The 19,593-nt window shown below is 39.9% G+C and carries 16 protein-coding genes and 2 pseudogenes; all 18 read left to right on the top strand.

What is annotated here, in order from left to right; all coding sequences use genetic code 11:
• Position 1: 1 nt before the first annotated feature.
• The gene (locus tag NI389_RS07380) at positions 2–1,096 is read left to right on the top strand and encodes a glycosyltransferase family 4 protein (RefSeq protein WP_308362239.1); all 1,095 of its coding nucleotides are present in this window, start codon (positions 2–4) and stop codon (positions 1,094–1,096) included.
• Entirely contained in the window at positions 1,096–2,262 is a 1,167-nt protein-coding gene (locus NI389_RS07375) for a nucleotide sugar dehydrogenase (RefSeq protein WP_308362238.1), read from the top strand. The genes NI389_RS07380 and NI389_RS07375 overlap by 1 nt, the downstream gene beginning before the upstream one ends.
• A 668-nt stretch (positions 2,263–2,930) precedes the next feature.
• Complete coding sequence (gene rfbB, locus NI389_RS07370; protein WP_308362237.1) at positions 2,931–3,992, top strand: dTDP-glucose 4,6-dehydratase; 1,062 nt, start codon at positions 2,931–2,933, stop codon at positions 3,990–3,992.
• Positions 3,993–4,225: 233 nt separating this feature from the next.
• Positions 4,226–5,333, top strand: a pseudogene (locus NI389_RS07365) (IS3 family transposase).
• A gap of 345 nt (positions 5,334–5,678) precedes the next feature.
• Positions 5,679–6,170: a transcription/translation regulatory transformer protein RfaH gene (gene rfaH / locus NI389_RS07360; protein ID WP_308362235.1), complete on the top strand. Its 492-nt coding sequence runs from the start codon at positions 5,679–5,681 to the stop codon at positions 6,168–6,170.
• Positions 6,171–6,588: 418 nt separating this feature from the next.
• Positions 6,589–7,701, top strand: coding sequence for a polysaccharide export protein (locus tag NI389_RS07355; RefSeq protein ID WP_308362234.1), 1,113 nt, complete (start codon positions 6,589–6,591; stop codon positions 7,699–7,701).
• 9 nt (positions 7,702–7,710) lie between these two features.
• Entirely contained in the window at positions 7,711–8,145 is a 435-nt protein-coding gene (locus tag NI389_RS07350) for a low molecular weight protein-tyrosine-phosphatase (RefSeq protein WP_308362233.1), read from the top strand.
• A gap of 13 nt (positions 8,146–8,158) precedes the next feature.
• Positions 8,159–10,408, top strand: a complete 2,250-nt coding sequence (locus NI389_RS07345; protein WP_308362232.1) for a polysaccharide biosynthesis tyrosine autokinase — start codon at positions 8,159–8,161, stop codon at positions 10,406–10,408.
• Between the two features lie 174 nt (positions 10,409–10,582).
• The gene (gene wecB / locus NI389_RS07340; protein WP_308362231.1) at positions 10,583–11,710 is read left to right on the top strand and encodes a non-hydrolyzing UDP-N-acetylglucosamine 2-epimerase; all 1,128 of its coding nucleotides are present in this window, start codon (positions 10,583–10,585) and stop codon (positions 11,708–11,710) included.
• Between the two features lie 38 nt (positions 11,711–11,748).
• Positions 11,749–13,011 (top strand): UDP-N-acetyl-D-mannosamine dehydrogenase, encoded by a 1,263-nt coding sequence (wecC, locus tag NI389_RS07335; RefSeq protein ID WP_308362230.1) that lies wholly within the window; start codon positions 11,749–11,751, stop codon positions 13,009–13,011.
• A gap of 20 nt (positions 13,012–13,031) precedes the next feature.
• On the top strand, positions 13,032–14,045 hold the full coding sequence (pseB, locus tag NI389_RS07330; RefSeq protein WP_308362229.1) for a UDP-N-acetylglucosamine 4,6-dehydratase (inverting): 1,014 nt from the start codon (positions 13,032–13,034) through the stop codon (positions 14,043–14,045).
• Between the two features lie 12 nt (positions 14,046–14,057).
• Positions 14,058–15,219: pseudogene (gene pseC, locus NI389_RS07325) on the top strand (UDP-4-amino-4,6-dideoxy-N-acetyl-beta-L-altrosamine transaminase).
• A complete protein-coding gene (pseF, locus tag NI389_RS07320) occupies positions 15,220–15,909 on the top strand; it encodes a pseudaminic acid cytidylyltransferase (RefSeq protein WP_308362228.1) in 690 nt (229 codons plus the stop codon). It abuts the pseudogene before it with no gap.
• Positions 15,903–16,988, top strand: coding sequence for a UDP-2,4-diacetamido-2,4,6-trideoxy-beta-L-altropyranose hydrolase (gene pseG, locus NI389_RS07315; protein WP_308362227.1), 1,086 nt, complete (start codon positions 15,903–15,905; stop codon positions 16,986–16,988). The genes pseF and pseG overlap by 7 nt, the downstream gene beginning before the upstream one ends.
• Positions 16,981–17,640: a formyltransferase family protein gene (locus NI389_RS07310; protein WP_308362226.1), complete on the top strand. Its 660-nt coding sequence runs from the start codon at positions 16,981–16,983 to the stop codon at positions 17,638–17,640. Before pseG ends, NI389_RS07310 begins: the two co-directional genes overlap by 8 nt.
• A complete protein-coding gene (gene pseI, locus NI389_RS07305; protein WP_308362225.1) occupies positions 17,633–18,691 on the top strand; it encodes a pseudaminic acid synthase in 1,059 nt (352 codons plus the stop codon). Before NI389_RS07310 ends, pseI begins: the two co-directional genes overlap by 8 nt.
• Complete coding sequence (locus tag NI389_RS07300) at positions 18,688–19,074, top strand: hypothetical protein (protein WP_308362224.1); 387 nt, start codon at positions 18,688–18,690, stop codon at positions 19,072–19,074. The genes pseI and NI389_RS07300 overlap by 4 nt, the downstream gene beginning before the upstream one ends.
• Positions 19,058–19,588 carry a polysialyltransferase family glycosyltransferase gene (locus NI389_RS07295; RefSeq protein ID WP_308362223.1) on the top strand — a complete coding sequence of 177 codons (531 nt, stop codon included), beginning with the start codon at positions 19,058–19,060 and terminating at the stop codon, positions 19,586–19,588. The genes NI389_RS07300 and NI389_RS07295 overlap by 17 nt, the downstream gene beginning before the upstream one ends.
• Positions 19,589–19,593 lie beyond the last annotated feature (5 nt).

The following is a 19,593-nucleotide window of genomic DNA, read 5'->3' as shown; positions in this document are numbered from 1 at the left end:
AGTGAGAAAAATCTGTTTTATTGCTAATCTCTTTCCTTCAGAAAAAGATCCTTCTTTTGGAAGTTTTGTAGGTAAAAACTACGAGCAATTAAAGAGTCATGGAAATGAAATCGTAAGTAAGATAGTTATTGATTATAGGACCCATGGAATTTATAAGCTACTCACTTACGTGAAGTTTGTTGCTAGAGGTATACGGGCTATTGCAAAGCGAGATTATGACTATGTTTATTTTCATTATCTAACTTACTCGACTTTGTGTTTAATACCGTTTCTATTCATTAATAGACCAAAATATGTAATCAATATTCATGGTGATGATCTTGTAGGAGTGTCGCTCACACACAGAGTTATGGGATTTTTCTCTGCTCTTATCTTGCGACATAGTGCCGCTGTCATTGTACCTTCTACTTATTTTAAAGATTGTTTACTTGATCTTTACCCTTGGTATCAGAAAAATAAAATTATAGTTTCCCCATCAGCAGGGGTTGAATTTGCTCTCTTTAAGCCCACTTTGTGTTCTGACAGAGAAGGATTCGTATTAGGGTATGTATCGAGGATCGATGAAGGGAAAGGGTGGCAAGAGCTACTTGAAGCACTCGCACTTATAAAAGAGACTCAGCCTCATGTTCTTAGTAATTTTAAATTAAAAATGTATGGCACCGGATCTCAGGTGGGTGAACTAACGGAAAAGATTCTGAACCTCAAATTATCTTCATTAGTATCTTATTTTGGAGCGTTGAAGCCAAATGAGCTTGTAGAGAAATACCAAGAGATGGACGCTTTTATCTTTCCTACACATAGAGAAAGTTTTGGCTTAGTTGCAGTTGAGGCTCTTGCTTGTGGTATTCCAGTTCTAGCTTCAAATATAAATCCGGTTAATGAAATTGTTATTGATGGCAAAAATGGTTTGCATTTTGAAGCGAAAAATGAAGCTTCAATTGCTCAAAAAATAATCGAGATTGTAACTATGAAATCTAGTGACTATCGTATTCTTTGTTCTAATGCTCGTGAATCGGTGAGTCAATACAATTCAACCCAAGTAGCATCAGATTTAGTCAACGAGCTAAATCAGCGAATATATAATCAGGAATATTGATGAAAATAGTTGTTGTTGGAACTGGATATGTGGGTTTATCTAACTCGATTCTGTTGGCCCAAAATAATGAGGTTATCGCTTTAGACATAGATCAAAAAAAAGTGGATCTGATTAATAGAAAAAAATCACCTATTGTCGATAATGAAATCAGCAACTTTTTGGAAAATAAACAATTAAACCTAACAGCAACAACGGATAAGACTTTATCTTATCGTAACGCTGACTATGTTGTGATTGCAACACCGACAGACTACGACCCACAAACTAACTATTTTAATACTAAGTCGGTTGAATCTGTTATAGAGGATATAAACCACTTTAATTCCAACTCTATTGTAATTATTAAGTCGACAGTGCCGGTAGGTTATACTCAGAAGTTACAGAGTCGCTATCCGCATATGAAGATTTTGTTTTCACCTGAGTTCTTAAGAGAAGGGAAAGCTTTATACGATAACTTGTACCCTTCGAGGATAATCGTTGGTGGGCAGTGTAATGGCGCTAAAGTATTTGCAGAACTCTTGAAAGAAGCCGCAATTAAAGAAGATATTAGGATACTATACACCGATTCTACAGAAGCAGAAGCCATCAAACTCTTTTCGAATACTTACCTTGCAATGCGTGTAGCTTTTTTCAATGAGTTGGATAGCTATGCGGAAAGTCATGGGTTGAATAGCCGTCAAATCATTGATGGGGTAGGGTTAGATCCTAGAATAGGTAATCATTACAATAATCCTTCTTTTGGTTATGGCGGTTATTGTCTACCAAAAGATACCAAGCAACTTCTGGCAAATTACGAAGATGTACCTAATAATCTTATTCGAGCTATAGTAGAAGCAAACACAACTCGTAAAGATTTCATTGCTAATAGTATTCTGAAGCGCAATCCGAGTGTCGTCGGAGTATATAGACTGATCATGAAATCTGGGTCGGACAATTTCAGAGCATCGTCAGTCCAAGGGGTTATGAAACGATTAAAGGCAAAAGGTATCACCGTCGTGGTATTTGAACCTGAGTTGAAAGAAGCTGAATTTTATCGCTCTGAGGTTGTTCGTGATTTGAGTGAATTTAAGAAGCGTTGCGATGTAATAATTTCTAATCGTATGTTTACGGAATTAGAGGATGTGGTTGAGAAAGTCTACACTAGAGACTTATTCAATAAAGACTAAATTTATTGGTTTTCAAATTTTAATGAGAATTTAGCGGAAACTTTTGGAGTTTACCATACTCAAGAACGAGAGCCTTGGGTAATCGTTAGCTTTGTTGGCAAAGCTGTGTTTTCAATATTTACATCTAACAGAGATTAATTCTGTAGTTATTGAACTTCACTAGAGAATAGAGTAAACAACCCTAAACTTAATGGTATGGGGTTGTTTTCTGAATCGTAAGTCATCCTTTTGAGAGTGGATAATGTAATTAAATTAGATAAATACAGCGTTATATGCGTACACTCGAAAAATGCAGCGCGCACCGAAAAAGCAATTCATAGAAGCTAAATTAGCCTCTAGGGTCTGTAACTTGGGTGTGGTAGCCTACAAGTAGCTGATGCCATAGCTATATTGTCTTGTAGTTGCAGACTATTCCAATAATAAAACAAAGAGATAACTAATATTTCAAAAGTGATGGATAAGATTTATGTAATTAAAAATGGACTGAATGAAAATATCACTAATGGACAACGCGAGCCGATCTGTTGTGACTTTCGAGCGGATGATGTAGGGCAATTTCAGGCTGATTTTAGCATGGCAACAGGCAATTTAAGCGACCATCATACTCATCGAATCAAGGTGGAGCTCTCTGAAACGATGTCTTGGTATAGGGAATATTTGGTTTAATTATGAAAATACTCATCACTGGTGGTGCAGGGTTTATCGGATCTGCTGTTATTCGCCACATCATTCAAAACACAACAGATAGAGTAGTTAATGTCGACAAGCTTACGTACGCAGGGAATTTAGAATCCCTAGCTGAAGTCGAAAATCATAAACGCTATACATTTGAGAAAGTGGATATATGTGATCGCGCAGAATTGGATCGCGTATTTAGCGAACATAAGCCGGATGCTGTGATGCATCTAGCAGCAGAATCGCATGTTGATCGTTCCATTGATGGTCCTACCGCTTTTATTGAAACTAATATTGTTGGCACATACACACTGCTAGAAGCGGCCCGTAGCTACTGGAATAGCTTAGACAGCAAGTGCAAAGCTTTGTTTCGCTTCCACCATATCTCCACCGATGAAGTGTATGGTGATTTGCAAGGCAGCGATGACCTATTTACAGAAACTACTTCTTACACGCCATCTAGTCCTTATTCTGCTTCCAAAGCATCGAGTGATCACTTAGTCCGTGCATGGTTGCGTACTTATGGCTTACCTACCATTGTTACCAATTGTTCGAACAATTACGGCCCGTACCATTTCCCAGAGAAATTAATTCCTTTGATGATATTAAATGCGCTTGAGGGTAAAAGTTTGCCTGTTTATGGCGATGGGATGCAAATACGCGATTGGTTGTTTGTAGAAGATCACGCTCGTGCTCTTCATAAGGTCGTCACAAAAGGAGTTGTCGGTGAAACTTACAATATCGGTGGTCATAACGAGAAAACCAACATAGAGGTTGTGAAAACCATTTGTTTACTGCTCGAAGAAATGGTACCTGATAAACCGCTCGGTGTTGTTCAATATCTAGATCTTATTACGTATGTAAAAGATCGGCCTGGGCATGATGTTCGTTATGCCATTGATGCTAGTAAGATAGATCGTGAACTCAGCTGGAAACCGCAAGAAACCTTTGAGTCAGGTATTCAAAAAACAGTGGAATGGTACTTAAATAATCGAGAATGGTGGACCCGAGTGCTAGATGGCTCCTATTCTCGAGAACGTCTAGGCAAAAACTAACTTTAATTTCTTTAAATGACTGTTTCTATGCTCTTACTTTTCTTAGGTACTGAACCTAGAAACTTAGAACTGAATACTCAATGAAAGGAATTATTCTGGCAAGTGGCTCTGCTCGCACTGACGTTTATCCAATAACGATGGGGAAGCCGTTGAGTGAATGGATATGTCCACTTCCCTTAACATGAGACATGTTTAATTAGCGTTTTCTGTAATATCACAAACAGGAGACAACGATGAAAAAGTCACGTTTTACAGAATCTCAGATCATAGCTGTGCTTAAAGAAACTGATACGGGTATGAAGGTTGAAGAAGTGTGCCGCAGGCATGGGATCAGCAGTGCTACGTATTACAACTGGAAAGCCAAATATGGCGGTATGGAAGCGTCAGATGTTAAGCGCCTGAAAGAGCTTGAAGAAGAGAATGCCAAGCTTAAGAAGATGTACGCAGATGTCAGCCTAGAGAACCATGCGATAAAGGAGTTATTCGCAAAAAAGGGTTGGTGACAGCGCAGAAGCGAAGTAGCGCCAGCACACTGGTTCAAGCGGGTTTAAGTATTCTAAAAGCGTGTAAGTTTGTGGGTATTGGTCGCGCTACCTACTACCGCTCAGAACGAGACTGGCGAAAGGCTGACGCAGCTGTCATTGATGCCATCAATGCAGAATTAAAAAAGTCCCCCAGAGCTGGATTCTGGAAATGCTATGGGCGTCTTCGTTTTAAAGGTTATCCGTTTAACCATAAACGCGTATATCGGGTGTATTGCCAAATGGGTTTGAACTTAAAACGCAGAGTGAAACGCGTGTTGCCAAAACGAGTTGCGCAGCCATTGGAAATTGTCGCTCAAGCGGATCATCAGTGGGCCTTAGATTTTATGCATGATTCTTTATACTGCGGTAAACGATTTAGAACGCTCAATATTGTTGATGAAGGCACTCGGGAGTGTTTGGCTATTGAAGTAGATACTTCGCTGCCAGAAGAACGAGTTGTTAGAACACTTGAACAACTCAAAGTAGAGCGCGGTTTACCGAAACAAATTCGAGTAGATAACGGGCCCGAATTAATCTCAGCACGTTTAACCGATTGGTGTGAAGCACATAACATCGAATTAGTTTATATCCAGCCTGGCAAACCACAGCAAAACGGGTTTGTTGAACGGTTTAATGGCTCATTTAGACGAGAATTTTTAGATGCTTACTTGTTTGAAACACTCAATCAAGTAAAAGAAATGGTATGGTTCTGGCGGTTGGATTACAACGAAGAACGAACACATGAAAGCCTTGGTGATCTGCCGCCCCAGCTTATCGAGCAAAGTTGGAAAACTCTAGTTTACAGGTGTCTCACTGATGGGGGAGTGGACTGATATTTTGGGAGCCAAATACATTGTTTTTAGATCAACATAGCGAAGTTGTAGCGGGTGATTTTGATCTGGTAGCTAAAGTAAAAAAACAAAAACTGACTTGGTGACATTAATATCTAACAGTTGTTTGCGCTAGTAGTTACTGAATTCGACCAAAGAACAATGTAAGTATCTCTACATTTTTGTCCTGTGAATAGTTTTGTTTTGCTGATTAATTACTCACACTTTTTTGGGGGGGGCATGTATCAAACACCATTCCTCTCTATGATTGTGTAAGTTGTAAGATAGTGTAAAATGCCAATTCATAAGTATTACAATGGATGTAAGAACAAATGGAACAGTGGTATTTGCTCTACTGCAAACCGAAGCAAGAGCAGAGAGCGCTCGAAAACCTCGCCAATCAGGGGATTGAATCCTTTTTTCCTGCACATTTGCATTCAAAACTATCGCGCGGAAGACGCGTTGACGCCCAAAAGCCTCTTTTCCCAAATTACCTGTTTGTAAAACTTGATGTTAATTCAGGTCTTTTTTCACGTGCTAAAAATACTCGGGGTGTTTCTTCTTTCGTGATGTATGGTGCTGAATTTCAAGTGGTGTCGAATGCAATTATTGATGCTTTAAAGGCAATAAATCCGAAGGACTATCATTTCGATGAGTTACCGAAAAAAGGCGAAGCTGTGGTGCTGAATAATGATGCCTATCATGAGCTCGACGCGATATATCTTGAAGCCGATGGCGACAAACGATGTATTCTGCTGCTCCAACTACTTAATAAAGATGTCAAAATTAGCGTTAAGAATAGCGATATAGCTAGACGCGCATAGTTACAAAACGACTAATAAAAACTTGGATTTTAATATTATCAGCATAGTAGGGGCTGCAACCTAGGGGCGGTAGCGTGCCTGATTGCTGCTTAAGAGTCATGTTTGAATGAGAAAAGTAAGTGTTTAAGCCCTTAAAGCGTTTTATTACAGAGCAAAGTCATCAAAATTATGGTTTGGAATTATGTAAACGAACACCGGCACGGTGTATAGTCACGCCTACGTCGTAGGTTTTAGCCTGTAGGCGCTGACTATTCCCCGATATTGAGTAATTAAACCATATAGTTGAATTCAATTTGATACACTACAGCAAACGCATTTCATGATTTAGTCTGCTTGCTCCATGGTTAGATGCGTGGTTTAATTTTATGAATACGAAAAATTACTTAACAAAGTAAAAAGAATAACTTAGGAAAACGTTATGGTTTTACGTTGCAAATCGCTCATAGCGACATTCATTACGCTTACAGTCAGTGGCTGTAATATTATCCCTGGTAGCCATTTTGAAGGGATTGAATCGTCTACAGATGCTGAACAATATCAGCATGAACTCGATAAGGTAAACATTCAACTCATTGATTCAGCATTAATTGCATCAGAGCGCACGAAAGAGCCTGGTAAAAAGAATGCTTCAGTAAGCAAAACGTTAGATGTGAGCACGTATGAGTATCGATTAGGCGTGGGGGATGTACTTACGATTGGTGTTTGGGATCATCCTGAGTTAACTATCCCTGCAGCGGTGCAACGTACCGCTGAATTTGATGGCTTTCGTGTTCAAGCCGACGGCACAATCTCGTATGCGTATGCTCCTAATATTAAAGCTGAAGGTAAAACGGTGAACGAAGTTCGCGCGGAGTTGGTTAAACGTTTAAGTCGCGTAATTGAAAATCCGCAAGTGGATGTCAAGGTAGTTGGATTTAAAAGCCAGCGTACGTACGTTACAGGCGAGGTTGAAAAACCAGGCGTGTTTCCAATCACCGAAGTCCCGACAACCTTAATTGACGCGATTAATCAAGCTGGCGGTCTTACAGAGAAAGCAGATTGGACTTCGGTGACGTTTTCTCGTGGAGAAAAAACCGAAGTGATTTCACTGAACGATTTTTATGAGCGTGGCGATGTGTCTAAAAATCGTCTACTTCAACACGGTGATATCGTCCATATTGCACGTAATGACCAACAAAATGTATTTGTGTTAGGCGATGTTAAAAAATCAGGGACTGTGACGATTAACCGCTATGGCTTAAGCTTAGCGCAAGCATTGAGCGAGTCGGGTGGTTTGAATGAAAATACAGCGAACGCAAGCGGAGTGTTTGTTCTTCGCAAACGTGACTTTGAAAAAGAGGGCGTCATGGCGGATGTCTATCAACTGGATGCGAAAAGTATTACCGCTTTAGTTCTTGCTGATAAATTTAAGTTGCAACCGAGTGATATCGTTTATGTAACGTCTGCTCCTGTCGCGCGCTGGAATCGTGTGATTAGTCTATTATTACCTTCGGTCACGGCAGTTGAGCGTGTGGACAATTTAGGCAATTAAGGTTTAAACATGTTTGATTCGGTGCTCGTGGTGTGTGCAGGCAATATTTGTCGAAGCCCTACTGCGGAATATGTCCTTAAGCAAAAGCTAGAGGGGAAAAACATCGCAGTAAGTTCAGCAGGACTTACTGCATTAGAAGGCAAACCCGCTGATGCGATGGCACAACACGTTGTGGCAGAGCATGGTCTAGATTTAAGTGGTCATGCTGGGCGTCAGCTCACTAGTGCATTAGTGGCACAAAATGCGGTGATTTTAGTGATGGAACAGCGCCATTTGACGGATTTGTGTTTGCGCTACCCACAAGCACGCGGTAAAACCTTCCTGCTTGGTAAATGGCTTGGTGATAAAGAGATCCCGGATCCTTATAAGCAAAGCCGAGAGGCTTTTGAGCACGTCTACCAACTAATTGAAAGCGCAACCAGCGCTTGGTCAAAGTATTTATAGGGATCGTGGTCACATGAATGTTCCGCCAAATGTAATTGTTAATAATGCGAGCAAATCGTCGCAATCTGATAGCCAAGAAATTGACTTGATGGCGCTCATCGGCGCGTTGCTTGACCGTAAATTGTTTATCTTTCTAATTACTACGTTTTTTGCGTTATGCGGTATTGCGTATGCGGTTTTCTCGACGCCAATCTACCAAGCAACCGCGATGATCCAAGTAGAAGAAAAATCGGGCTCAGTACCTGGTTTTGATGACGTATCGGGTATGTTTGAAAGCACATCTGCTGCGGTCACAGAGATTGAGCTTTTAAAGTCACGGAGTGTGATTGGCGAGGCCGTTGATAATTTAAAATTAGACATTTCAGTTGAACCCAAGCTATTTCCAGTCATTGGCGGACGAATATACCGTCAATTTAAAGCAAATCAATTAGGTGACCTCTCTATAGCCCGATTTGGTGCAAGCTCTTATGCATGGGGTGGAGAAAAAGTCGAAATTTTCAAATTTGAGGTTCCTGATTACGCAATCGGTAGCGAATTTACTTTAGTCTCGCTGGAAGGGAATCAAATTCAATTATTCGATAATGAAGGTGAAATGGTATTAAGCGGTCCTGTTGGTCAACAACTCGAGCGTGGTCCTTTTGTGCTGACAGTCAAAACACTGATCGCACGCCCTGATACGGAATTCCATTTAATCAGACGAGATAGACTTAATACCATTTTGGAACTGCAATCTGAGATTTCAGCAAGCGAAAAAGGTAAAGACTCCGGTATTATCAATCTGGCGTTTCAACACGCCAATCCTGAGTTTGCTCAAAAGGTTTTAGATAAAGTTGCTGGCATTTACGTACGCCGAAATGTAGAGCGTAACAGTGCTGAAGCTCAAAAATCGCTCGACTTCTTATCTGTACAGCTTCCTGAAGTTAAAAAACAATTGGAAACGGCTGAACAGCGCTTTAATAATTATAAAGTTAAGCAAAAGTCGGTTGATATTAGCCTGGAAACACAAGGTGTTCTTTCTCAAGTAGTGGAGTTAGATACCAAGCTTCAAGAGCTTGAATTGAAACGATTGGAGCTCAGCCGAAAATTTAAGAAAGACCACCCAACTTACCAAGGCATGCTGGAACAAATCAACGCAGTTAAGGAACAAAAAAGGCAATTGACTGGCGAAGTGAGTAGTTTGCCAGAAACGCAACAAGAGCTTTTGCGTTTGACGCGTGACGTTGAAGTGAATAACGAAATATACACCTTGTTACTTGGCAAAACGCAAGAACTTGACATTGTACGTGCTGGTACTGTTGGTAATGTACGTGTAATTGACACTGCTGCGGTAAATCGGTCGGTGCCAGTTAAACCGAAAAAGACCTTAATTGTTGTTATGGCGACGATGCTTGGTGGTATGTTGGCGGTTGCGATTGTACTCGTTCAGCGTGCATTGCATCGTGGAATTGAAGACCCTAGTGACATTGAAGCGTTGGGCATTCCGGTCTATGCCAGCGTACCTTACTCGGAATATCAGGATAAACTAACTGGTTTTGGCCGAGTTCGAAAAAGTAAATCGACAACCGCAAAAGCCAAAAGCATATTAGCGGTAGATAACCCTGCCGACCTTTCAATCGAAGCGATGCGAAGCCTGCGTACCAGCTTACACTTTGCAATGTTAGAGGCTAAAAACAACATTATCGCTATCTCAGGACCAAGCCCAGGTGTAGGTAAGTCTTTCATCTCCGTAAACTTGGCGACAGTGTTAGCCCAGAGTGGCAAAAAGGTTTTGGTTATTGACTCAGATATGCGAAAAGGTTACATCCAAACTCAGTTTGGTATGCGTTGGGAAGATGGTTTGAGCGACTATTTATCTAATCGACTACCTCTTGAATTAATTTTGAAGCCTTCGAGTGTCTCAGGGCTAGATGTCATAACGCGTGGGCAAATACCGCCAAATCCTAGTGAGCTATTAATGCACGAAAACTTTACTCGCTTAATTGACGAAGTAAAGAACAAGTATGATTTAGTCATTGTGGATACGCCTCCTATTTTAGCAGTAACCGACCCCGCGATTGTTAGTGCTCATGCTGGTACTACTTTATTGGTGACACGCTATGGTCAAACCCATGCCAAAGAGCTCGAAGTAACTCGCAATCGCTTTGAGCAAAACGGTATCGATATAAAAGGTGTAGTATTTAACGGTGTACTTCGCAAAGCAAGCAACGCTTATGGGTATTACGGCTATTACTATAACTACGAATATAAATCAGACAAGTCTTAGCTCAAAACCCTGTAGGCGCGATTTGATATCGCGCTTTCAGACCCCAAAGCTGCTAGAAGGGCAGAACCCAGAAAAAGCGATTTTATATCGCGTCTCTAAAAATAATCAGTATCCTAAACACGTCGTCAATTGACGTGTTTAACTAATTAGTAAATTTAGCAATTAGGAAGTATCATGAAAGTACTAACCGTTTTTGGTACTCGCCCAGAAGCAATAAAAATGGCTCCGCTCGTCAAAGCATTAGAGAGCGATTCGAGATTCGAAGCCAAAGTCTGCGTCACGGCTCAGCACCGAGAGATGCTTGATCAAGTGCTTTCATTATTCAAAATCATCCCCGATTACGATTTAAACATCATGAAAGCAGGCCAAACGCTGCCAGAGGTGACAAGCCGCATATTGCTCGAACTTACACCTGTTTTAAAAGAATTTAAACCCGATGTAGTTTTAGTTCACGGTGATACAGCTACCACATTTGCTGCAAGCCTAGCTGCCTATTACGAACAAATTGCAGTAGGCCACGTAGAGGCGGGGCTTCGTACTGGCAACATATACTCACCTTGGCCAGAAGAAGCAAACCGCAAGCTAACAGGTGCACTAACAAAATACCACTTTGCACCAACAGAAACCTCTAAACAAAACCTACTTGCCGAAAATTACCCAGAAAGTTCAATTTACGTTACAGGTAATACGGTAATTGATGCCTTATTATGGGTGAAACAGCAAATTGAATCAGATGCAGACTTAAATTCAACGCTCGCCGCAAACTTCCCATTTTTAGATGAAAATAAAAAGTTAATATTAGTTACAGGCCATCGTCGTGAAAGCTTTGGTGGTGGCTTTGAGCGTATTTGCGAAGCATTAGTAAAAGTTGCTAATCAGCACTCTGATGTACAGATTGTTTACCCTGTACACTTAAACCCTAACGTACAAGAGCCCGTAAATCGTATACTTAATTGTGTAAACAACGTTATTTTAATTGAACCCCAACAGTACTTACCTTTCGTGTATTTAATGAATAAAGCGCACATTATTTTAACGGATTCTGGCGGTATTCAAGAAGAAGCGCCAAGCCTAGGTAAACCAGTTTTAGTTATGCGTGATACAACTGAACGCCCAGAAGCGGTTGAAGCTGGTACAGTAAAATTAGTAGGCACAAATATAAGTAAGATAGTTAATGAGTTAGAGCAACTGTTAACCAATCAAGATGCATACAATGCCATGAGTTTTGCACATAACCCATATGGTGATGGTAAAGCCTGTGAGCGTATTTGCGATACGCTAATTCAACAAGATTCAAATTAGCACTTAGTAAATCAGCTAAAAAGTTCCAAAGGGATTATATGTCTTTTAACAATATTTCAGTAATTGGCCTGGGTTATATTGGGTTACCAACCGCCGGCATGTTTGCGTCACGAAAAATAAAAGTAATCGGTGTAGATGTAAACCAAAAAGCAGTAGATACCATAAACCGTGGTGAGATTCATATAGTAGAGCCAGAGCTTGATATGATAGTGCGTGCAGTGGTTGCAGAGGGGTATCTAAAAGCAACCACGAAGCCAGAGCCTGCAGAAGCATTCTTAATTGCTGTGCCAACACCTTTTAAAAAGAGTGATAATCCAATTCCTGAGCCGGATTTAAGCTACATAGAAGCAGCAAGTAAAGCGATTGCTCCAGTACTTAAAAAAGGCGATTTAGTTATACTTGAGTCGACTTCGCCTGTTGGTGCAACCGAGCAAATGTCGGCATGGCTAGCAGATGCTCGCCCCGATTTAACTTTCCCTCAACAAGCGGGTGAAGAGTCTGACATTCGTATAGCACATTGCCCTGAGCGTGTATTACCCGGGCATGTCGTGAGAGAGCTAGTTGAAAATGACCGTGTAATTGGCGGTATGACGGCAAAATGCTCAACTCGTGCAATCGAATTATATAAAACCTTTGTGAAGGGCGAATGTGTGGTTACAAATGCGCGCACTGCTGAAATGGCAAAGCTAACCGAAAACAGCTTTCGCGATGTAAATATTGCATTTGCTAATGAGCTTTCAATGATTTGCGATAAGCTAGATATTAATGTGTGGGAGTTAATAAAACTTGCTAACCGTCACCCGCGTGTAAATATTCTACAGCCAGGCCCTGGTGTCGGTGGGCACTGTATTGCGGTAGATCCTTGGTTTATCGTTTCAAAAACGCCAGATGATGCGAAGCTAATTCTCACAGCTCGACTTGTGAATGATAGCAAACCTGAATGGGTGATAAATAAAGTTAAAGTAGCAATTTCTGATTTTTTACAAGCAAACCCGACTAAAACAGCTAAAGATGTTACCATTGCTTGTTATGGTCTAGCTTTTAAGCCTGATATTGATGACTTACGCGAGAGTCCAGCTCTTGATATTGCAATGAAATTGGCTGAAATGCATGTTGGTACAGTTTTAGCTGTTGAACCAAATATTGACTCCCTACCCCTGTATGTCGATTATATATCTCTCGGCACGTTAGATTACGTTAGAGATAAGTCAGATATCCATGTTTTGCTCGTAGATCATAAAGAATTCAAAGTAAATTTAGTCAATAATTTAAATTTGATTGATACAAAGGGTATTTGGTAATAATTTAGGAAGTAAACGGAATGTTAAGTAAAAAAACTGTTTTAATTACAGGTGGCACGGGGTCATTTGGTAAAAAATTTATCGAAACAATTTTGCACAGATATCCTGATGTAAAAAAAATTATCGTTTTTTCTCGCGACGAACTCAAGCAATCAGAGCTCAGAATGAGCTACCCGCCGCAGCAGTTCCCGCAACTGCGTTTCTTTATCGGCGATGTGCGTGATAAAGAGCGTGTAAAACAAGCTTGCGAAGGCGTTGATGTAATCATTCATGCTGCTGCTATGAAACAGGTAGATACAGCTGAATATAATCCAACTGAGTGTATTCGTACCAATGTTGACGGTGCAGAGAATGTAATTCATGCGGCACTAGAGTGCGGAGTTAAGGACGTTGTTGCTTTATCTACAGATAAGGCGTGTGCACCAATAAATTTATATGGGGCAACTAAGCTAGCGTCTGATAAATTGTTCGCAGCAGCAAACAATATTAAAGGCTCAAAAGATATAAAGTTTAGTGTTGTGCGTTACGGAAATGTAATGGGATCGCGCGGTTCGGTAATACCATTTTTTTTAAGCAAGAGAGAAGAAGGCACTTTACCTATCACGCATGAAGAGATGACGCGGTTTAATATTTCACTTCAAGATGGCGTGGATTTAGTGATGTTTGCTATTGAAAACCACTTAGGAGGGGAAATATTCATTCCTAAGATCCCATCATATAAGATTTTAGATGTTGCTAAAGCTGTTGGACCTGAGTGTAAGACTACTGTTGTTGGTATTCGCCCCGGTGAAAAACTACATGAAGAGATGCTAACAGAGACTGACTCAATTAATACGATTGATTTAGGTGATAAATATGCCATCTTACCGTCTGTTTCTTATATGTACACAGAAGAGCAGTTCATGAAACATCACAATGCGCAAAAAGTACCGTTTGGATTTAAATATAACTCAGGTACAAATACTGAATGGGAAACAGTAGAAAGCTTACGAGTGCTAGTAAAAGAACACGTAGATCCAACGTTTGAAGTTTAAGAGGGCGATGCGATGATACCTTATGGTAAGCAAGACATAACCCAGGCAGATATTGACTCAGTTGTTGATGCCTTAAAGTCTAACTTTTTAACACAGGGTCCTCAGGTTCCTGCGTTTGAGACGGCTTTAAAGTCGGCTACGGGAGCTGATTATGCCTTGGCAGTCAATAGTGCTACCTCAGCACTTCATATTGCATGTTTAGCGCTTGGCTTAGGTGAAGGTGATAGATTATGGACAACGCCAGTCACTTTTGTGGCTTCGGCAAACTGCGGACTATATTGTGGTGCGCAAGTTAGCTTTGTAGATATAGATCCTGATACGTACAACCTATGTCCAAAGGCCTTAGCTAAAAAACTCGAAGAAGCAAAAGCGCAAAATAAGTTACCTAAAATTTTAGTTGCTGTACATCTATGTGGTCAGCCTTGTGATATGAAAGTAATCCATGCGTTGTCTATAAAGTATGGTTTTAAAATAATAGAAGATGCATCGCATGCGATAGGTGGGCGTTACTTGGAATCACCGATTGGTGCTTGTGAATATTCTGACATTACAGTATTTAGCTTTCATCCCGTCAAAATAGTCACCACTGCTGAAGGGGGGCGGTGCTTACAAACAATAAAGCGCTGGCAGACAAAATGGCACTGTATAGAAGCCATGGTATTACTCGTGATGAATCTTTAATGGAAAACCCATCTCATGGTGGTTGGTACTATGAGCAAATAGACTTAGGGTTTAACTATAGAATGACTGAGTTACAAGCTGCTTTAGGTGTGTCGCAAATGGCCCGTTTGGAAGAGTTTGTACGTGCAAGGCATGTTTTAGCCCAAAGGTATAATGAGCTATTAAGAACATTGCCATTAGTGCTTCCATATCAATTACCAAATACTTATTCTGGCTTACATCTTTATGTTATTAAGTTGAAGTTAAGTGAAATAGGTAAATCTCACAAAAAAGTGTTTGATACGCTCAGAGAGTCTGGAATTGGCGTTAACCTACATTATATTCCGGTGCACCTTCAGCCGTATTACAAAAGAATGGGTTTCAAGAAGGGGATTACCCAAACGCAGAGCGTTACTATGAAGAAGCTATTTCAATTCCAATGTTTCACGGTATGACTTTTGAGCAGCAGGATGAGGTTGTTAATCAGTTGGCTCGGATTTTGATGGAGCACTAGATGAACATAGCGATAATCCCTGCAAGAGCTGGAAGCAAGCGGATTCCTAGAAAGAACATTAAAGCTTTTCATGGCGCACCTATAATTTTCTACTCTATTAAAGAGGCATTAGAAAGCGGCTGTTTTGATAAAGTTATTGTTTCCACTGATGATAGAGAAATTGCGGAAATAGCGGCTCAATATGGTGCGGAAGTGCCTTTTATTAGGCCTAGTGATATATCAGATGATTACGCTACCACGCTTGATGTCATTCAGCATGCTGTTAAGTGGTATTTAGATAGTGGTTACGTACTAGACAAGGTTTGCTGTATATATGCAACAGCTCCATTTGTTAGCTCTGAAAGTATCAAAAATGCGTTGAGCACATTAAATGCCGATGACCTATTGGATTATGTATTCAGTGCAACCTCTTATGCTTTTCCTATTCAAAGAGCACTATTTATGAGAGAAGATAAGACAGTTCAGATGTTCCAACCTGAAAATTTTAATTCTCGCTCACAAGACCTGCCAGAAGCATACCACGATGCGGGTCAATTTTATTGGGGAACAGTGGACGCATTCTTGAATAAGCGCCCAATTTTTGGCGATCGATCAAAAATTGAGCTCTTACCAAGAAAGTATGTACAGGACATTGATACCCCTGAAGACTGGGAGCTAGCTGAAGCACTTTTTAAGGTTATGAAATGTTAAAGTTTGCATTTCGAGTCGATGCATCCGTCCATATTGGCAGTGGTCATGTAATGAGATGTCTTGTACTGGCGGATGAGCTTAAAAAGCAAGGCAATCATGTGGTTTTTTATACTAGGCCTCAGCCTGGCGACTTAGTTGAATTGATAAAGAGCAGAGGTTATGCAGTTTATAGCTTAATACAGCCAAAGTCTTTGAAAAAGCCAACAAGTTCTTCGGACTACTTAGCTTGGTTACAGGTAACACAACATGCAGACGCTGAAAACTTCTTAGAGAATTGTAACGATGTAGATGTGGTCATTTGCGATCATTATGGAATTGATATTGAGTGGCAAACCATAGTAAGGCAGAGAAAGTTTTGTAAAATAGTCGTTATAGACGATCTTGTACGCACTCATGATGCTGATTTGATTATTGATCAAACCCTAAACAGAAATGTGCTTGAATATCGTTCAAAGAATGTCAAGTCAAAAATATTGGCTGGCACTCACTTTGCTCTTTTAGCCTCTAAATTCGCAAGTTTAAGAAACTCAAAAGTTTGCCCTAATAAGACTCTATTTGGTAATCCAAGATTATTGATAACTATGGGAGCTATTGATGAGCCGAATGCAAGTTTGAATGTTTTAAATACGCTCAAGGCATGCTTAAAAAAATTACCTTTAGCTACTGTGTTGTTAAGTGATATATCTCCTAACTATCAATCAGTAAAGTTATTTGCCGAAGAAAATAAGGATTGGGTCACACACATTGATTATGTTGATGATATGGCATCTTTAATGATCTGCAACGACATATCAATTGGAGCAGCAGGGTCGACTTCTTGGGAGCGTGCATGTCTAGGTTTGCCTAGTATCTTAATACCTTTAGCTGATAATCAACGAGATATTTGTGAAAATCTAACTAAGTCTGGTGCCGCATTGTCGTTAGAGCTTGTAGATGTACCGAATTATTTGTCCAAACTATACTGTCAATTAATTATAAATTATGCAAGTGTGAGAAATGCCTGCCTTAGTGTCTGTGATGGGATGGGGGTGGAGCGTGTAGTTAATGAGATTAATAAGATGATGACTCAAGATGATTAAAATTACGATTTTATGTTCAAGTAAAGAGCATCCAATTTACCCTGTGCTTGCTGAGTGGTGCTTAGCTAACAAAAAAAATTATCAACTCTCATTGATAAACAGTGTATCTGAAATTGAAGAAAAAGGAGATATTCTTTTTCTTGTATCTTGTAACGAGATAATCACGCAAAAAATTCGAGAAAGATATAAGTATGTCTTAGTAATTCACGCTAGTAATCTACCCGTTGGAAGGGGGTGGAGCCCGCATATATGGCAAGTGGTTAATGGGGAAAGCGAAATTGTAGTAAGTCTTTTAAATGCAGAGGATGCAGTTGATACTGGTGATATTTGGAAACAAGAGCGCTTTCAATTAGTAGGCACTGAGCTATATGACGAAATAAATGCGTTACTTTTTAAAGCCGAAGTTAATTTAATAAATTGGGCCTGTAAAAACTTATTTTACGCAAATTCGTATCCCCAAAACATGAATGTTGAACCAACGTATTATAGAAAAAGAACTCCAGCGGATAGTGAATTAGATGTTAATCGTACAATAGTTGAACAGTTTAATCTGTTAAGAGTGTGCGATGAAGAACGCTTTCCTGCATTCTTTGTAATTAATGGTGTTAAATATAAAGTAAAGCTAGAGAAAATGGACCCTGACAATGAATAAGTACATTCAGATTGATGGCCGAAAAATCGGCCCGGACTACGCCCCTTATATTATCGCGGAGTTATCTGCCAACCATAATGGGCAAATTGAGCGTGCATTTCAGATTATTGAAATGGCGAAAAGATGTGGTGCAGATGCAATCAAATTGCAAACGTATACTCAGGATACATTGACTATTGATTGTGACAAGGAAGATTTCCAGATTCAAGGAGGCCTTTGGGATGGTAGAACTTTATATGACTTGTATAAAGAAGCGCACATGCCATGGGAATGGCACAAAGCATTGTTTGAAAAGGCCAAAGAGCTAGGCATAACCATTTTTAGTTCGCCCTTTGATGCAACTGCAGTAGATTTACTTGAAGAATTAGGTGCTCCGGCATACAAAATAGCATCTTTTGAAGCGATTGATTTGCCTCTGATTGAGTATGTTGCTAAAACAGGCAAGCCAATGATCATTTCTACAGGCATGGCAAATGAGGAAGAGATCAGAGAGGCTGTGGATACTGCGAAAAATGCTGGTTGTAAGGAGTTAGTGGTATTACATTGTGTAAGTGGTTACCCGGCTCCTGCTGCGGATTATAATTTAGCAACGGTTGCTGATATGGCTGATAGATTTGATGTATTAACAGGGTTATCAGATCATACAGTAGATAATACAACAGCAATTGCATCAGTTGTATTGGGTGCTTGTTTGATTGAGAAGCACGTTACGCTCGATAGAAATGGTGGCGGCCCAGATGATAGCTTCTCATTAGAAGAAAAAGAGCTTAAACAGTTATGCGTTGATTCTAAAACAGCATGGCAGGCGCTTGGCAGGGTAAATTACATGCGCAAAGAGAGTGAAAAAGGGAATATGATTTTCAGGCGTTCTCTGTACGCAGTTGAAGATATCGCTGAAGGTGAGTTGATAACAGAAACAAATGTTAGAAGTATCCGCCCGGGCTATGGTTTGGCGCCTAAGCACTTAAAGGAAATTTTAGATAGGGTTGCAATACAACCAATAAGTAGAGGAACTGCAATGTCATTTGAACTTATCAAGGAGGATAAGTGAAAAGTTTATTCATAGTTGAAACTCCGCTACAACTCATGTGTGCTTATGAGGCTATCATGGGTAAGCACAAAGATAATTATGTGCTTGTTTTAAGAGAGTCTGGAGCAGGTAATAACGATGAACAAATGACGAGAGTTGCTCAATTATTGCAATTGGAATATATCAAATGTAAGGTTCATATTGACAGCGTTTTTCGAGATACTCTTAAAGAGTTATTCACATTAACAAGATTGCTTTGTGTAAAGTATCAAGAGCTGTATCTAGGTAGTTATTTCTCCCGTTGGCAAATGATGTTGCGTCGAGTGATAAGGTTTAACAAGTTGAACTTGATGGATGATGGTGTTGCGACTTTTCTAGCACAAAAAAATGGCCTCCTCGGGTAATGTTCATGACTTATTCACATATTTTGACGTAGACAATTTAAACTCTCAAGAAATACAAACTCATAGCTTTGAGCATTTAAGAGCACTCTATCAATTAAATGGGCCCACAGGAGAAACTATCTTTGTTGGGCAAATACTAGTTGAGATGGACTTCTTGTCACTTGGTAATTACAAAAAGTTAGTTGCTAAAGTAGCAAAGCAGTGTGATACCTTAGTTTATATTCCGCACCGTTCCGAAAAACAAACGACAGTAGATGAAATCGCTACAATAGAAAATGTAACAATTCTAAGAAGTGACTGCAGTATAGAAGTTTACCTTCTCGAAAAGCGTATTTATCCAACGTATATTTACTCATGTATTTCATCAGCACTATTTACCTTAAGTAAAATATTTTTAGAGTCGAAGATTACTTCAATATTGCCATCTGACCTAGCAGAAGAAAAGGTAGAGCATTTTAATGAAATTGTTGTTGCTCTAAGAAAAGTTAAAAATATAGAAGTCAATAAAGGCTAAGAGAG

Origin of the sequence: Pseudoalteromonas xiamenensis (assembly GCF_030994125.1) — a bacterium.
GTDB classification, from domain to species: domain Bacteria; phylum Pseudomonadota; class Gammaproteobacteria; order Enterobacterales; family Alteromonadaceae; genus Pseudoalteromonas; species Pseudoalteromonas xiamenensis_B.
This window is presented reverse-complemented; position numbering and strand designations above follow the sequence as displayed.